This is a genomic window from Streptomyces sp. MNU76 (assembly GCF_020982545.1).
Lineage (GTDB): Bacteria > Actinomycetota > Actinomycetes > Streptomycetales > Streptomycetaceae > Streptomyces.
On the sequence record NZ_JAJKLK010000021.1, the window covers coordinates 303,942 to 319,657 of the forward strand.

At 69.7% G+C, this 15,716-nt stretch carries 12 protein-coding genes; 9 read left to right on the forward strand and 3 right to left on the reverse strand.

Going from position 1 to position 15,716, the window contains the following annotated elements; genetic code table 11:
- Window positions 1-12: 12 nt before the first annotated feature.
- The gene (locus tag E4N62_RS34335) at window positions 13-999 is read right to left on the reverse strand and encodes a CAP domain-containing protein (protein ID WP_230220725.1); all 987 of its coding nucleotides are present in this window, start codon (window positions 997-999) and stop codon (window positions 13-15) included.
- Between the two features lie 190 nt (window positions 1,000-1,189).
- Between E4N62_RS34335 and E4N62_RS34340 the strand changes: the two genes are divergently transcribed.
- From E4N62_RS34340 to E4N62_RS34355, 4 genes are all read left to right on the forward strand, one after another.
- Window positions 1,190-1,471 carry an acylphosphatase gene (locus E4N62_RS34340; RefSeq protein WP_184899816.1) on the forward strand — a complete coding sequence of 94 codons (282 nt, stop codon included), beginning with the start codon at window positions 1,190-1,192 and terminating at the stop codon, window positions 1,469-1,471.
- A 401-nt stretch (window positions 1,472-1,872) separates the two neighbouring features.
- Window positions 1,873-2,073, forward strand: coding sequence for a hypothetical protein (locus tag E4N62_RS34345; RefSeq protein ID WP_005479841.1), 201 nt, complete (start codon window positions 1,873-1,875; stop codon window positions 2,071-2,073).
- A gap of 258 nt (window positions 2,074-2,331) precedes the next feature.
- Window positions 2,332-5,964 carry a chromosome segregation protein SMC gene (smc, locus tag E4N62_RS34350; RefSeq protein WP_230220727.1) on the forward strand — a complete coding sequence of 1,211 codons (3,633 nt, stop codon included), beginning with the start codon at window positions 2,332-2,334 and terminating at the stop codon, window positions 5,962-5,964.
- A gap of 92 nt (window positions 5,965-6,056) precedes the next feature.
- Complete coding sequence (locus E4N62_RS34355; protein WP_230220729.1) at window positions 6,057-7,472, forward strand: sugar porter family MFS transporter; 1,416 nt, start codon at window positions 6,057-6,059, stop codon at window positions 7,470-7,472.
- 81 nt (window positions 7,473-7,553) lie between these two features.
- Here E4N62_RS34355 and E4N62_RS34360 read toward each other — a convergent pair whose 3' ends face one another.
- Window positions 7,554-8,525, reverse strand: a complete 972-nt coding sequence (locus tag E4N62_RS34360) for an LLM class flavin-dependent oxidoreductase (protein ID WP_230220731.1) — start codon at window positions 8,523-8,525, stop codon at window positions 7,554-7,556.
- 282 nt (window positions 8,526-8,807) lie between these two features.
- Here E4N62_RS34360 and ftsY point away from each other — a divergent pair, with 282 nt between their 5' ends.
- Window positions 8,808-10,004, forward strand: a complete 1,197-nt coding sequence (ftsY, locus tag E4N62_RS34365) for a signal recognition particle-docking protein FtsY (RefSeq protein WP_230220733.1) — start codon at window positions 8,808-8,810, stop codon at window positions 10,002-10,004.
- Window positions 10,005-10,118: 114 nt separating this feature from the next.
- Here the strand turns inward: ftsY and E4N62_RS34370 are convergent, their stop codons facing one another.
- Window positions 10,119-10,775: a bifunctional DNA primase/polymerase gene (locus E4N62_RS34370; RefSeq protein ID WP_230220735.1), complete on the reverse strand. Its 657-nt coding sequence runs from the start codon at window positions 10,773-10,775 to the stop codon at window positions 10,119-10,121.
- Window positions 10,776-11,202: 427 nt separating this feature from the next.
- Between E4N62_RS34370 and E4N62_RS34375 the strand changes: the two genes are divergently transcribed.
- The 4 genes from E4N62_RS34375 to E4N62_RS34390 all read left to right on the forward strand — a co-directional run bounded on the left by E4N62_RS34375 (window position 11,203) and on the right by E4N62_RS34390 (window position 15,713).
- A complete protein-coding gene (locus tag E4N62_RS34375; protein ID WP_230220737.1) occupies window positions 11,203-12,678 on the forward strand; it encodes a hypothetical protein in 1,476 nt (491 codons plus the stop codon).
- A gap of 420 nt (window positions 12,679-13,098) precedes the next feature.
- Window positions 13,099-13,761 (forward strand): hypothetical protein, encoded by a 663-nt coding sequence (locus E4N62_RS34380; protein WP_230220739.1) that lies wholly within the window; start codon window positions 13,099-13,101, stop codon window positions 13,759-13,761.
- Between the two features lie 321 nt (window positions 13,762-14,082).
- Window positions 14,083-15,378 (forward strand): ammonium transporter, encoded by a 1,296-nt coding sequence (locus E4N62_RS34385; RefSeq protein ID WP_230220741.1) that lies wholly within the window; start codon window positions 14,083-14,085, stop codon window positions 15,376-15,378.
- Window positions 15,375-15,713 carry a P-II family nitrogen regulator gene (locus tag E4N62_RS34390; RefSeq protein WP_003997576.1) on the forward strand — a complete coding sequence of 113 codons (339 nt, stop codon included), beginning with the start codon at window positions 15,375-15,377 and terminating at the stop codon, window positions 15,711-15,713. Before E4N62_RS34385 ends, E4N62_RS34390 begins: the two co-directional genes overlap by 4 nt.
- Window positions 15,714-15,716 lie beyond the last annotated feature (3 nt).

Consider the following 15,716-nt stretch of genomic DNA (forward strand, 5'->3'; position numbering starts at 1 on the left):
TCGAAACACCCCCTAGTAGCCGAAGTCCTGCGTCCACCACGGTCCGCCGTCGCCCAGGTGGACGCCGACCCCGAGGGTCTTGAAGTCGCAGTTCAGGATGTTCGCCCGGTGGCCGGGGCTGTTCATCCAGGCCTCCATGACCGCTTCGGCGGTGGCCTGGCCGCGGGCGATGTTCTCGCCGCCGAGGCCGGTGATCCCGAGGGTGGCCGCGCGGTCCCACGGGTCGGAACCGTCGGGGTCGGTGTGGTCGAAGAACCCGCGCAGGGCCATGTCCTCGCTGAACGCCTCGGCCAGTTTCGCCAGGTCGCTGTTGGCCGCCACCGGCTGGCAGCCGGCCTTGGCCCGCTCCTCGTTGACCAGCAGAAGGACCGCGGCCTCGGCCTGGGTCTCGGAGGAGAGCTCCGCCGGAGAAGTGGTGTCCTTCTCCTTGCCCTTCTCCTTCTCCTTGATGGGCTTGTCGGAGGGCTTCTTGGTCTTCTGGGAGCCGGAGCCCTTGTCCGCATCCTCGGCGGGCTTCTTGTCGGACGGGGGCGTCGAGGGGGCCGGGGTGTTCGACGGAGAGGCCGCGCGCTCGGCGTCCCGGCTGGTGGACTCGTCCTCGCGCTGTTGCTGCGCGGCGCCGTCCGTACCGCCCTGCTGAGTGGCCGCACCCGTCGGCGAGCCGGCGGGCACCACCGTCTCGTTGGCGTTGCCACCGCTGATCGTGTACTGGTCGCCGCCCGGCAGCACCCCGGTGGCCACCGCGACGGTGCCGAGGGCGACGGCGGCGGAGACACCGAGGAGACCGGTCTTCACAGGCGTCACGGTCTTCTTCTTGCGGCGGCGCGAGCCACCGTTCCGCGAAGCCGCCTGGGCGTCGGCCTCCAGGAACGCGGCGAACCCGTACAGGTTCTCCGGACCGTAGTGCGGCTCCTCGGGAACGAAGCCCCTGTCAGTGACCCCGGCGGCGCGGCCCCCCCTGGCGGCGCGGCCGGCGGCGGAGCGTCGGTGGCGTCCCATGTCTTGGCCTTCCTCGTCCTTGCGGTGTCCTGCGGTCAACGTTGGGGAGTTCGTCAACGTTGTGATCGTCGTCTTCACGAATCTCACACGAAGGAGTGAGTTTCATATGAGATTCATTGGGTGGGGACGGTACAGCATGGCGCCTGGGGAGGGAGAGGCCCGGGAGACATTGGCCCGTTAGCGTGCAGTCATGAGCGAGGATGTACGACTGGTCGCCTGGGTGCGTGGACGGGTGCAAGGTGTGGGTTTCCGCTGGTTCACCCGGGCCAGGGCGCTGGAGATCGGGGGCCTGAGTGGTTTTGCTCTCAATTTGGCCGACGGGCGGGTCCAGGTGGTCGCCGAGGGGCCGCGCGAGGCGTGCGAGGGACTCCTGGAGTGGCTCCAGGGTGACGACACGCCCGGGCGCGTGGTGGGTGTGACCGAGATCTGGGACACACCGCGCGGGGGGTACGAGGGCTTCGCCATCCGCTGATCCCCCCGAGGGGGCGAGTCGTGCGAGAGCGGAGGGGGGCGCCACCGGCATATGCCAGGAGCATGCACAAACCAGAAATGTGCAGGTGATTGCCAAGGCGGGTTTGTCGTGGCAGGCTCCGAAGAGAGGATGATCCCCTCGCTCCGTCGGCCAGGAGAGGTCCCGGAATCGCCGCAGCGTCGCCCGTTCGGGGCCGCGCGGCAGAGGGATGCCCGCCATTGCGGGGCGTGATCGTGTTGACCGTCAAACTTTTTGGTGAGACGCTAAAAGCAACCCCGCGCACCTTAGCTGTTTGGCATGAAGACGGCAGCAAAAACTCAACAGTGCCAAGCAATGCGGGTGCGATTCCCTCACGACCCACACCGCTTCGGTCGGTCACTCAGTGTGGAGGACCATCCATCATGGCAAAGGCGCTTCTCGGTTACGTCGGCGGCTCCGACCCGCGACTCCTCGCCGAGATGCGACGGCTCCAGCAGCGTGTCCAGGACCTGGAATCCGAGCTCGGACGTATCCAGGCGGAGAACGACGCGCTGACGGCTGCCGCTTCTCACGACTCGCTCATGGAGCTCGACGCACGCCAGGCGGAGCCTGCGCTCACCTGATCACTGCATCGCACCACGACACGACAGACAGCAGTGGTTGGGCTGCCCGTATCAACCGCTAAGTTGTCAGATCTGCAAGGGACGCCTTCTCTCGAGGCGTCCCTTCTTTCTGTCCCCGAGCCCCGGCTCGGCTCCTGACTCCCCGCCTCGGACCCCGCCCCACCTCACCCTCATTAACGTCTGATGTGCCCTGCACGTTCATGGGCGAAACCGCGCGTTCATGGAGTGAGACAAGGCCGGAAGGTAGAGTCCAGCGCCGTGCACCTCAAGGCCCTGACCCTCCGTGGGTTCAAATCGTTCGCCTCGGCGACCACGCTCCGGTTCGAACCGGGCATCACGTGCGTCGTCGGGCCCAACGGTTCGGGCAAGTCCAACGTCGTGGACGCGCTCAGCTGGGTCATGGGCGAACAGGGCGCCAAGTCGCTGCGCGGCGGCAAGATGGAGGACGTCATCTTCGCCGGCACCACCGGGCGCCCCCCGCTCGGCCGCGCCGAGGTGTCGCTGACCATCGACAACTCCGACGGGGCCCTCCCCATCGAGTACTCCGAGGTCACGATCACGCGGATCATGTTCCGCAACGGCGGCAGCGAGTACCAGATCAACGGCGACACCTGCCGGCTCCTCGACATCCAGGACCTGCTCTCCGACTCCGGCATCGGCCGTGAGATGCACGTCATCGTCGGCCAGGGACAGCTGGACTCCGTCCTGCACGCCGACCCCATGGGCCGCCGCGCCTTCATCGAGGAGGCCGCCGGCGTCCTCAAGCACCGCAAGCGCAAGGAGAAGGCGCTCCGGAAACTGGACGCCATGCAGGCCAACCTGGCGCGCGTCCAGGACCTCACCGACGAACTCCGCCGTCAGCTCAAGCCGCTCGGCCGCCAGGCCGCCGTCGCACGCCGGGCCGCCGTCATCCAGGCCGACCTGCGCGACGCCCGCCTGCGCCTGCTCGCCGACGATCTCGTACGCCTCCACGCCGCGCTCCGTACGGAGGTCGCCGACGAGGCCGCGCTGAAGCAGCGCAAGGAGGCCGCCGAGACCGAGCTGAAGAAGGCGCTCCAGCGGGAGGCCCATCTGGAGGGCGAGGTGCGCCGGCTGGCCCCCCGCCTCCAGCGCGCCCAGGAGACCTGGTACGAGCTGTCGCAGCTCGCCGAGCGGGTGCGCGGCACGATCTCCCTGGCCGACGCCCGGGTCAAGAGCGCCACCTCCGCGCCCGCCGAGGAGCGGCGCGGCCGCGACCCGGAGGACATGGAGCGCGAGGCCGCCCGCATCCGTGAACAGGAGGCCGAACTCGAGGCGGCCCTGGGGGCCGCCGAGCGCGCCCTGGAGGACACCGTCGAGCACCGCGCCGACCTGGAGCGGCAACTCGTGGTCGAGGAACGCCGGCTGAAGGACGTCGCCCGCACCATCGCCGACCGCCGCGAGAGCCTCGCCCGGCTGAACGGCCAGGTCAACGCCGCCCGCTCCCGCGCGGCCTCCGCACAGTCCGAGATCGACCGCCTCGCCGCCGCCCGCGACGAGGCGCGCGAACGCGCCGCCGCCGCCCAGGAGGAGTACGAGGCGCTCAAGGCCGAGGTCGACACCCTCGACGCCGGCGACTCCGACCTGGCCGAACAGCACGACGCCGCGAAGCGCGCCCTGGCCGAGGCCGAGACCGCTCTCGCCGCCGCCCGCGAGGCCACGACCACGGCCGAACGCCGCCGGGCCGCCACCCAGGCCCGCCAAGAGGCCCTCGCTCTCGGCCTGCGCCGCAAGGACGGCACGGGCGCGCTGCTCGCCGCGAAGGACCGGCTGGGCGGAGTACTGGGCCCGGCCGCCGAGCTGCTGACGGTCACCCCGGGCTACGAGATCGCCCTCGCGGCGGCCTTCGGCGCGGCGGCCGACGCGATCGCGGTGACCTCACCCTCCGCGGCGGCGGAGGCGATCCGCCTGCTGCGCAAGCAGGACGCGGGCCGCGCGGCCCTGCTGCTGGCAGGAGCACCGGACGACGTGGCGCCGTCCTCGGGGACAGCGCCTCACAGGGCCGCGGGGAACTGCGCGACCAGCCACGACGGGCCCGCGGACGAAAGAGGACCTCTCCCGGCATCCCCTCCCGCGCGCTTCGCCGCAGACCTGACCCGGACCCCCTCCGACCTCACACCCGCCGTACGCCGCCTCCTGCACCGCATCGTCGTCGTGGACACCCTCGAGGACGCCGAGGCCCTGGTCTACGCCCGCCCCGACCTCACCGCCGTGACCGCCGAAGGCGACCTGCTCGGGGCCCACTTCGCGCACGGCGGCTCGGCCGGGGCACCGAGCCTGCTGGAGGTGCAGGCCGCCGTCGACGAGGCGGCGGCCGAGCTGGAGGAGCTCGCCGTACGGTGCGAGGAGCTGGCCGAGGCACAGCGGCACGCGGTCGAGCTGCGCCGGGAGCGGGCCGGGATCGTGGAGGAACTGGGGGAGCGGCGCCGGGCGGGCGAGCGGGAGAGGTCGGGCGTGGCGCAGCAGCTCGGGCGGCTGGCCGGCCAGGCGCGGGGCGCCGCCGGGGAGGCGGAGCGGTCCACGGCCGCCGCCGCACGCGCCCAGGAGTCGCTCGACAAGGCCGTGGAGGACGCCGAGGAGCTGGCCGAACGGCTCGCGGTGGCCGAGGAGATGCCCGTGGAGGAGGAGCCGGACACCTTCGTACGGGACCGGCTCGCGGCGGACGGGGCCAACGCGCGGCAGACCGAGATGGAGGCACGGCTCCAGGTGCGGACGCACGAGGAGCGGGTCAAGGGGCTCGCGGGGCGTGCGGACTCCCTCGACCGGGCCGCGCGCGCCGAGCGCGAGGCGCAGGCGCGCGCCGAACAGCGCACAGCGCGGCTGCGGCACGAGGCGGCCGTGGCCGAGGCCGTCGCCTCCGGCGCCCGGCAGCTGCTCCGCCACGTCGAGGTCTCCCTCACCCGCGCGGAGCGGGAACGCACCGCCGCCGACGCGGCCAAGGCACGCCGTGAGCAGGAGCTGGCGCAGGCCCGCAACGAGGGGAGGGACCTCAAGGCGGAGCTGGACAAGCTGACCGACTCCGTCCACCGGGGCGAGGTGCTCGGCGCCGAGAAGCGGATGCGGATCGAGCAGCTGGAGACCAAGGCGCTGGAGGAGCTGGGCGTCGAACCGGAGGGGCTGATCGCGGAGTACGGGCCCGACCAGCTCGTACCGCCGTCGCCGCCTGCGGAGGGGGAGGAGCTGCCGGAGGACCCGGAGCACCCCCGCAACCAGCCGAAGACGTTCCACCGCGCCGAGCAGGAGAAGCGGCTGAAGGCGGCCGAGCGGGCGTACCAGCAGCTCGGCAAGGTCAATCCGCTGGCGCTGGAGGAGTTCGCGGCGCTGGAGGAACGACATAAGTTCCTCAGCGAGCAGTTGGAGGACCTGAAGAAGACCCGTGCCGATCTGCTGCAGGTGGTGAAGGAGGTCGACGAGCGGGTCGAGCAGGTCTTCACCGAGGCCTACTGGGACACCGCGCGGGAGTTCGAGGGCGTGTTCGGCCGGCTCTTCCCCGGCGGCGAGGGACGGCTGATCCTCACCGACCCGGACAACATGCTCACCACCGGTGTCGACGTGGAGGCCCGGCCGCCGGGCAAGAAGGTGAAGCGGCTGTCGCTGCTCTCGGGCGGGGAGCGGTCGCTGACCGCCGTCGCCATGCTGGTGTCGATCTTCAAGGCGCGGCCCAGCCCGTTCTATGTGATGGACGAGGTCGAGGCGGCGCTCGACGACACCAACCTCCAGCGGCTGATCCGGATCATGCAGGAGCTGCAGGAGGCCTCGCAGCTGATCGTGATCACCCACCAGAAGCGGACCATGGAGGTCGCCGACGCGCTGTACGGCGTGTCCATGCAAGGCGACGGTGTCTCGAAGGTGATCAGCCAGCGGCTGCGTTAGGCGGGTCCGAGCGGGGGTAGGCGCGGCTGGTCCAGCAGATCATCAGGCCCGTTCCCCCGACATCGGCGACGTGCCCGCCGAGGAGTACCGACGTGACCAGCACAGCGCAGGCCAAGGCAGGAGCTCGCGGCGCTCAGCCCGACCATCTCTCGCACGTGATCTTCATCGCGGCGGCGGCCGCGATGGGCGGCTTCCTCTTCGGCTACGACAGTGCCGTGATCAACGGCGCCGTCGAAGCCATCCGCCACCGCTACGACATCGGCTCCACGGCCCTGGCGCAGGTCATCGCCGTCGCCCTGATCGGCTGTGCCGTAGGCGCGGCCACGGCGGGCCGGATAGCCGACCGCATCGGCCGTATCCGGTGCATGCAGATCGCGGCCGCCCTGTTCACGGTCAGCGCCGTCGGCTCCGCGCTCCCCTTCGCCCTGTACGACCTCGCCTTCTGGCGGACCGTCGGCGGCTTCGCCATCGGCATGGCGTCCGTCATCGGCCCCGCCTACATCGCCGAGGTCGCCCCGCCCGCCTACCGGGGCCGGCTCGGCTCGTTCCAGCAGGCCGCGATCGTCGTCGGCATCGCCGTCTCCCAGCTGGTCAACTGGGGCATCCTGAACGCCGCCGACGGCGACCAGCGCGGTGAACTGCTCGGCCTGGAGGCCTGGCAGATCATGCTCGGCGTCATGGTCGTCCCGGCCGTGCTCTACGGCCTGCTCTCCTTCGCGATCCCCGAGTCGCCGCGCTTCCTGATCTCCGTCGGCAGGCACCAGCGCGCCCGTGAGGTGCTCGCCGAGGTCGAGGGCAAGGACGCCGACCTGGACGCCCGGGTCGCCGAGATCGAGTCGGCCATGAACAGCGAGCACAGGTCGACCTTCAAGGACCTGCTCGGCGGCAGCTTCCTCTTCAAGCCCATCGTCTGGATCGGCATCGGCCTGTCGGTCTTCCAGCAGTTCGTCGGCATCAACGTCGCCTTCTACTACTCCGCGACGCTGTGGCAGTCCGTGGGCGTCGACCCCAGCGAGTCGTTCTTCTACTCCTTCACGACCTCGATCATCAACATCGTCGGCACCGTCATCGCGATGATCTTCGTCGACCGGATCGGCCGCAAGCCCCTCGCCCTCATCGGCTCAGTCGGCATGGTCCTCGGCCTCGCCCTGGAGGCATGGGCCTTCTCCTACGACCTCGTCGACGGCAAGCTCCCCGCCACCCAGGGCTGGGTCGCCCTGATCGCCGCCCACGTCTTCGTCCTCTTCTTCGCCCTCTCCTGGGGGGTCGTCGTCTGGGTCATGCTCGGCGAGATGTTCCCGAACAGGATCCGCGCCGCCGCCCTGGGTGTGGCCGCGTCCGCCCAGTGGATCGCCAACTGGGCCATCACCGCGAGCTTCCCGTCCCTGGCCGACTGGAACCTCTCCGTGACGTACGTGATCTACACGGTCTTCGCCGCGCTCTCCATCCCCTTCGTCCTGAAGTTCGTCAAGGAGACCAAGGGCAAGGCGCTGGAGGAGATGGGCTAGCCCCACCTCCCGTACCCCTCCGCCGTCCCGGCCCGACCACCGAGCGGGCCGGGACGGCGGCTCTCCGGGGCCGGGCGACGGTCAGCCGGCGAGACGCGGCAGCACCCGCTCGGCGAACAGGCGCAGTCCCCGCCACCCCTCCTCGACCGGCATCCCGCCGACCAGCGGATGCAGGACGTAGTTGTCCAGGCCCAGCGCCACGCACTCGTCCGGCGTGACGATCCGGTACACGCCCTCGGCGCGCAGCTCCGCCACCGTCGCCGCGCCCGACCGCACGGCGGACCGGATGCCGACCGACTGCCAGGAGGCGTACGTCCGCGCCTCGTGCAGGAAGTGCCGGCCGTACTCGGCCCACGCCCGGTCCGGGTCCTCCGCCACGTGCAGCAGGGGTGTCTCGGCGGCCGGCATCATCGTCCAGCCCTCGGTGCCGTACTCGACGAGCCGCTCCTTGTAGTACGCCTCCAGCTCCGGCAGGTGCGCGCTCGGGAAGAAGGGGAGCCCCAGGCGTGCCGCCCGGCGGGCCGCCGCCTTCGAGGAACCGCCGACCAGCAGCAGCGGATGCGGCTCGGTACCCGGGCGCGGGGTGACGCGGACCGTGCGCCCCCGAAAGGTGAACGGCTCACCCGTCCACGCCCGGAGCAGCGTCTCCAGCACCTCGTCCTGGAGTTTGCCCCGCTCCTTCCAGTCCACGTCGAACTGCGCGTACTCCTCCGGCCGGTACCCGATCCCGGCGACGGTCACCAGTCGCCCACCGCTCACCAGATCCAGTACGGCGATGTCCTCCGCCAGCCGCAGCGGATCGTGCAACGGCCCGATCGCCGCCGACACCGTGACCGCGATCCGCCGTGTAGCCCCGAACACCGCCCCCGCGAAGACGAACGGCGACGGCAGCCAGTTGTTCTCGACCCCGTGGTGCTCCTCCGTCTGCACGGTGCTGACGCCCTGCTCGTCGGCGTACGCGGCCATCTCGACGGCGGCCCGGTAGCGGGCCCGGAGCGAGGCGGGCGTGGCGCCGGGCTCGACCAGGTTGAAACGGACGACCGTGACGGGCATGGGACCCCCTTCGGGCGGCTGTGAAGAGGGACGTTAGCTGACGAGGTGTCAGGTTTCTAGGGGAGGGTGTGTGACGGCCCACTGCATGGGTCGTCACACACCCTGGGGACGCTTCTCTGCGCACCCGACGGGCCCCTCCGCATACTGGTCCCGTTGTGACTCCGCCCCTCAGGGGCTTCCGTCCGACGAGATGCCGGGCGGCGGGCCAGCCCGGCCCGTGGGGGTAACCCCGACGTGCCCAACGAACCGTCGGACGGGAGGTCACGCCATACTGGCCTAGTTATGGAACTCATCCTTGCTGTAGTCATCGCCGTGGTCGTGCTCGGCGTGCTGGGCGGGCTCGTCGTAGGCAGCCGCAGGAAGAAGCCGCTGCCCCCGGCTCCCCCCACGACACCCGACATCACCGCCCCTCCGGCCGAGCCGCATGTCGGCGACGAGGCCGAGACGCCGCGCGACGAACCGCGCCGGACGATCGAGGAGGTGGATCTCCCGGACGGTTCGGCGTCGGCGCCCGTGGCCGTCGAGGAACCACCCGCCCCCGAGATCGAGATCCCCGAGCCGACCGCCGGCCGTCTGGTACGGCTGCGCGCCCGGCTCTCCCGCTCACAGAACGCGCTCGGCAAGGGGCTGCTGACGCTCCTCTCGCGCGAGCACCTCGACGACGACACCTGGGAGGAGATCGAGGACACCCTCCTCACCGCCGACGTCGGCGTCCAGCCCACCCAGGAACTGGTCGAGCGGCTGCGTGAGCGAGTGAAGGTCCTCGGCACCCGCACCCCGGCGGAGCTGCGCACCCTGCTGCGCGAGGAACTGCTGAAGATCCTCGTCCCCGAGTTCGACCGCGCGGTCAACACCGACTCGCCTCTCGACACCCCGGGCATCGTGATGGTCGTCGGCGTCAACGGCACCGGCAAGACCACGACCACCGGCAAGCTCGCCCGTGTGCTCGTCGCCGACGGAAAGAACGTGGTCCTGGGCGCCGCCGACACCTTCCGCGCCGCGGCCGCCGACCAGCTGCAGACCTGGGGCGAGCGCGTCGGTGCCCGTACCGTGCGCGGCCCCGAGGGCGGCGACCCGGCGTCCATCGCCTTCGACGCCGTGAAGGAGGGCATCGAGGAGGGCGCCGACGTCGTCCTCATCGACACCGCCGGCCGACTGCACACCAAGACCGGCCTGATGGACGAGCTCGGCAAGGTCAAGCGTGTCGTCGAGAAGCACGCGCCGCTGGACGAGATCCTGCTCGTCCTCGACGCCACCACCGGCCAGAACGGTCTCGTCCAGGCGCGCGTCTTCGCCGAGGTCGTCGACATCACCGGCATCGTCCTCACCAAGCTCGACGGCACCGCCAAGGGCGGCATCGTCATCGCCGTCCAGCGTGAGCTGGGTGTGCCCGTCAAGCTCGTCGGCCTGGGAGAGGGAGCGGACGACCTGGCGCCGTTCGAGCCGGAGGCGTTCGTGGATGCCCTTATCGGCGAGTGATAGGCGGTGGCCACCTCCGGGAACCCGTAGGTGGCAGGGAAGAAGCGCCCGCCCCCAAGGTGCAGTTGGGGACGGGCGCTTCGCTGTGTACGGACAGGGGGCGGCCGGCCGGGGTCAGGCCCGGGAGCGGTGGGCCACGTAGGCCAGGGTGCCCAGCAGCAGCCGCGCGGCCGGTGGCCTGGTCGCCGAGTCGAGCGCGGGGGAGCGGAGCCAGCGGACCGGGCCGAGGCCCCCGCGGTCGGACGGCGGGGCGGTGACATGGGTACCGGGGCCGAGACCGCGCAGGTCCAGGGCGGAGGGGTCGTCCCAGCCCATGCGGTAGAGCAGGGAGGGCAGCTCGGCGGCGGCGCCGGGGGCGACGAAGAAGTGGGCGCGGCCCCCGGGGGTGGCGATCACGGGGCCGAGGGGGAGGCCCATGCGTTCCAGGCGGACGAGCGCGTGCCGCCCGGCCGACTCGGCGACCTCGATCACGTCGAACGAGCGGCCCACCGGCAGCATCACGGAGGCGCCGGGGAACTCGGCCCAGGCCTCGGTCACCTCGTCGAGCGTCGCTCCGGCGCGGAGGGGAGGCGCGAAGTCGAGGGGGTGTGCGCCGGGCGCGGAGCAGCTCGTCCTGCCGCACGAGCACGCGCCCGCAGCCGTCCGCGCGCCGGGGACGACGTCCCATCCCCAGAGGCCGGTGAACTCGGCCACCGCCGTGCACTCCGAGGAACGGCCGCGTCGACGCGTGCCGGATCGCATCTCCCGGATGCCGCCGATCGTGAAGCCCATGCCCCCTCCAACGGGTCCAGCGCGCGGGTGGTTACGCGACGGAGTCGGAATGCGACGCTCTGCTTCCGCAGGGGCGGCGCACTACGGCACCCTGGGTGGCGCGGTGGTCGACGCGCGCCCCTCAATGCATCGCTACGCCCACTCCCGGCCGTCCTGTGTCAAGTGAATCGCGGACGGGCCACCGTTAGTTCATTCGAAGGGGTGGCGAATGGTGGCGTTTCTGGAATCGCCGTGGCCGGACGCGTGATCGTAGGATTACTTTGAGTGCACGGGGTCTGGGGACGTACACGCTCGTGGGTATGCCGGAGGCAAGTCGTCTTTCCGTTCGATGGGTGACGGGGGTCGGACGTACGGCGTGGTAACCGGCATTCTGGTTAGGGCTTGGCGCACACAGCGCACAAGTGGGTTCAGGGATGGGGGCGTTCCAGTGGGCGGCAACGGCGGAAGCGGCACGAACGCTGAGAAGCGCCCGAACGAACTGCTCGGTTCGTGGTTCGTCCGCAGCGGATGGTCCAAGGGCGAGGTCGCCCGGCAGGTGAACCGCCGGGCCCGGCAGCTCGGTGCCAACCACATCTCCACCGACACCTCGCGCGTACGCCGATGGCTCGACGGGGAGAACCCGCGCGAGCCGATCCCGCGGATCCTGTCCGAGCTGTTCTCCGAGCGGTTCGGCTGTGTCGTCGCCGTGGAGGACCTGGGGCTGCGCGCGGCGCACCAGTCCCCGTCCGTCTCCGGCGTCGACCTGCCCTGGACGGGCCCGCAGACCGTGGCGCTGATCAGCGAGTTCTCGCGCAGCGACCTGATGCTGGCGCGGCGCGGCTTCCTCGGGAGCTCGCTCGCCCTCTCCGCGGGCCCGGCCCTCATCGAGCCGATGCAGCGCTGGCTCGTCCCCTCGCCGCCCGCCCCGCGCGCGGAGCCCGAGCCGTCGGCCGCCGCCCGCCGCGCCGGCCGGCTCTCCCAGCCGGAGCTGGACCTCCTCGAGTCCACGACGGTGATGTTCCGGCAGTGGGACGCCCAGTGCGGCGGCGGTCTGCGCCGCAAGGCGGTCGTCGGCCAGCTGCACGAGGTGACCGACCTCCTCCAGGAGCCGCAGCCCGAGGCCACCGCCCGGCGACTGTTCAAGGTCGCCGCCGAACTGGCCGAGCTGGCCGGCTGGATGAGCTACGACATCGGCCTCCAGCCCACCGCCCAGAAGTACTTCGTCCTCGCCCTGCACGCGGCGAAGGAGGCAGGCGACAAGCCCCTCGGTTCGTACGTCCTGTCCAGCATGAGCCGGCAGATGATCCACCTCGGCCGGCCCGACGACGCGCTGGAACTGATCCATCTCGCCCAGTACGGCAGCCGCGACTGCGCGAGCCCGCGCACCCAGTCGATGCTGTATGCGATGGAGGCCCGCGCCTACGCCAACATGGGCCAGCCCGGGAAGTGCAAACGGGCGGTGCGGATGGCCGAGGACGTCTTCGCGGACGCCGAGGAGTGGGACGACCCGGACCCCGACTGGATCCGCTTCTTCAACGAGGCCGAGCTGCACGGCGAGAACAGCCACTCCTACCGCGACCTCGCCTATGTCGCCGGCCGCAGCCCCACCTACGCCTCCCTCGCCGAGCCCGTGATGCGCCGGGCCGTCGACCTCTTCGCCACGGACACCGAACACCAGCGGTCGTACGCGCTGAACCTCATCGGCATGGCCACCGTGCACCTGCTCCAGCGTGAACCCGAGCAGGGCGCCGCCATGGCCAAGGAGGCCATGGACGTCGCGCGCAAGGTCCGCTCCGAGCGCGTCAACACCCGCATCCGCAAGACCGTCGACACGGCCGTACGTGATTTCGGCGGTCTCGCCGAGGTCGTCGACCTCACGGACCAGCTCGCCGTCCACCTCCCCGAGACCGCCGAAGCGGTCTGACCCGGCCCGGCACCACGCCAGGGCCCCTTCCACGCCGGCCGCGGCCGGCCATCCCGAACTGCCCGACTCGGCTCCCCCATGCCAGGTCATCGGATGGTCTGCCGCGGTCGGTCTTTCTTGTTCGCCAGGCTTCGTCGTACGCGCGAGCCGGGTTGTCTGCAAAGGTTGCGGTGCGATAACCGCCGTGGTGGATCGTGTCAGCGTTCGTGCGTGCAGTAAGAAGATGAATCCGGAATGTCTCGCATTCGGAATCCAGCCGCTTGGGGAGAGCCGTTCCATATTGTGCGGGAGCGGTGTTCTCGATTGACATGGGTGCGTCGCACTGGCAATCTTCCCCAGTGAGCCGGAATTGATCGGCTCGGTCTTGATGGTGCTCGACCGAATGCCATCTTTCACGGGGAGAACGGGGATACTCTCAACATGTTCCAGAAAGCGTCGGTATCGGCTGCCCTGGCAGGCCTCACGGCGAGTCTTTTCGTGATGCTTCCGGCTACCGAGGTGAATGCCGCCACGTGGACGACGCACACCAAGAAGTACTCGCAGACGAAGAGCTTCTACTCCAAGCCGCTCAAGCGCTGCGTTCGCACTACCCTCTCCGGAAAGGTCACCTTCAAGTTCGCCAAGATCTCCGGAGGCAAGAGCGGGGTCCGGCACACCTACAAGGACATCAAGGTCGTCCAGCCGAAAATGACGACGAAGGTGCTCACCAAGTGCTCTGGGGGCAAGGCCGCCACGACCACGAAGATCGAGATGACGCAGCGCTGGTACGAGAGCCGGAAGTGCTCGCTGGACATCGCGATCACGGCAGGTGCTCCGTGGACCATCGCAGTCACGCCGACAGTGGAGTGCGGTTCACGCAAGGCCGGCACTCGCAAGTCCGTCTACAACAACAAGAACAAGAATTACACCCAGTCCAACACCGGTCGGCCGCTGTACTTCAAGGGGCAGTTGCAGATCAACAAACCCGTCAACCAAAGCCCGGACACAAGGTTCTGCATGTCTGGTCGTCCGACGGTGCAGGCTTATGTCAAGAATAACTCCGATGCCTGGGCGCAGACGATGAAGTTCTGCTTCAGGCCATAGGAAATCGAGAAGCCGTAGCAAGTGAAGTAGGGTGGGTTCTCGATGCCGGATTCCGGCATCGAGAACCCACCTTTCGTCTTGTGGCGCGGCAGTAGATCTCGGTGGGGGCTCTCCGGGGTGGGTGGCGCACGGAAGGTCTCATAGAGATAACGGAGAAGTTCCCGTAGGGCTGGGATTTTACATACCTGTAACACGGTCGGCTCGTTGGTTACGTTGCTGAAATATTTCGTAGCGTCGATGGAAACCGGGTTTGGTGAATCTGTAGCGCATCTTGGCCCAGACACCCGCACGGGCCGTTTCCACTACGAGGAGATACCGGCATTGAACGGCACAGATACCGGATTCGTATTGATCAGTGCGGCGCTCGTCATGGTGATGACGCCGGGCCTGGCGCTCTTCTACGGCGGCATGGTGCGTGCCAAGAGCGTGCTGAACATGCTGATGATGTCCTTCATCTCGCTGGGCATCGTCAGCATCCTGTGGGTGCTGTACGGCTACTCGCTCGCCTTCAGCGGTGACCAGGGCGGCTTCGTCGGCAACCTGGACGCGATCGGCCTCAAGGGCATCGACGTCACCAGCACGGTCGACAGCTTCGTCACCGGCGCCGGTGACAAGCCGCACCAGATCGCGGCGTTCGCCTTCATCCTCTTCCAGATGCTGTTCGCGGTCATCACCCCGGCCCTGATGAGCGGCGCGCTCGCCGATCGCGTCAAGTTCGGCGCCTGGATGATCTTCGTCACGCTCTGGGTCACCCTGGTGTACTTCCCGGTCGCGCACTGGGTCTGGGCGCCGGGCGGCTGGCTCTTCGAGCTGGGCGTCATCGACTTCGCCGGTGGTACGGCGGTCCACATCAACGCCGGTATCGGCGCGCTCGCCGCGGTCCTTGTCGTGGGCAAGCGGATCGGATTCAAGAAGGACCCGATGCGGCCGCACAGCCTGCCGCTGGTCCTGATCGGCACCGCCCTGCTGTGGTTCGGCTGGTTCGGCTTCAACGCAGGCTCCTGGCTCGGTGTCGACGGCACGACCGCCCGCATGGCCATCAACACGCAGATCGCGACCGCCGCGGCCATCATCGGCTGGCTGATCTACGAGCGCATCCGTCACGGCGCGTTCACCACCCTGGGTGCCTGCTCCGGCGCCGTCGCGGGCCTCGTCGCGATCACCCCGTCCGGTGGTCACGTCAACGCCTTCGGCGCCATCCTGATCGGTGTCGTCGCCGGTGCCCTCTGCTCCTGGGCCGTCAGCCTCAAGTACAAGCTCGGCTACGACGACTCCCTCGACGTCGTCGGCGTCCACCTGGTCGGCGGTGTCATCGGCACCCTGATGGTCGGTTTCCTCGCCACCGACGGGATCGGCGGCATCGACCAGTTCGGCAAGCAGGCCACCGGTGCCTTCTCCGTCATGGGCTACACCTTCGTGGTGACGTGGATCATCGCCTTCGCCATCCAGAAGACGATCGGCTTCCGGGCGTCCGAGGAGGACGAGATCACCGGTGTCGACCAGGCCCTGCACGCCGAGACCGCGTACGACTTCAGCTCGGCCGCGAGCTCGCACATCTCCGCCAGCACCACGAGCAGCGTCGCTGCCGCCACCGAGAGCAAGAAGGTCGAGGCATGAAGCTGATCACCGCCGTCGTCAAGCCCCACCGGCTCGACGAGATCAAGGAAGCCCTGCAGGCCTTCGGGGTGCACGGACTTACGGTGACCGAGGCCAGTGGGTACGGTCGGCAGCGGGGCCACACCGAGGTGTACCGCGGCGCCGAGTACACGGTCGACCTGGTTCCCAAGATCCGGATCGAGGTTCTGGCCGAGGACGACGACGCCGAGCAGCTGATCGACGTCATCGTCAAGGCCGCCCGCACCGGCAAGATCGGTGACGGCAAGGTCTGGTCCCTCCCGGTCGAGACGGCCGTACGGGTCCGGACCGGCGAGCGCGGCCCGGACGCGCTCTGACCG

Excerpts from the sequence above, each read along its gene's own strand:
- E4N62_RS34335 (WP_230220725.1), bottom strand. The coding sequence starts at position 999 with ATGGGACGCCACCGACGCTCCGCCGCCGGCCGCGCCGCCAGGGGGGGC.
- E4N62_RS34340 (WP_184899816.1), top strand. The coding sequence starts at position 1,190 with ATGAGCGAGGATGTACGACTGGTCGCCTGGGTGCGTGGACGGGTGCAA.
- E4N62_RS34345 (WP_005479841.1), top strand. The coding sequence starts at position 1,873 with ATGGCAAAGGCGCTTCTCGGTTACGTCGGCGGCTCCGACCCGCGACTC.
- E4N62_RS34360 (WP_230220731.1), bottom strand. The coding sequence starts at position 8,525 with ATGCCCGTCACGGTCGTCCGTTTCAACCTGGTCGAGCCCGGCGCCACG.
- ftsY (WP_230220733.1), top strand. The coding sequence starts at position 8,808 with ATGGAACTCATCCTTGCTGTAGTCATCGCCGTGGTCGTGCTCGGCGTG.
- E4N62_RS34370 (WP_230220735.1), bottom strand. The coding sequence starts at position 10,775 with ATGGGCTTCACGATCGGCGGCATCCGGGAGATGCGATCCGGCACGCGT.
- E4N62_RS34380 (WP_230220739.1), top strand. The coding sequence starts at position 13,099 with ATGTTCCAGAAAGCGTCGGTATCGGCTGCCCTGGCAGGCCTCACGGCG.
- E4N62_RS34390 (WP_003997576.1), top strand. The coding sequence starts at position 15,375 with ATGAAGCTGATCACCGCCGTCGTCAAGCCCCACCGGCTCGACGAGATC.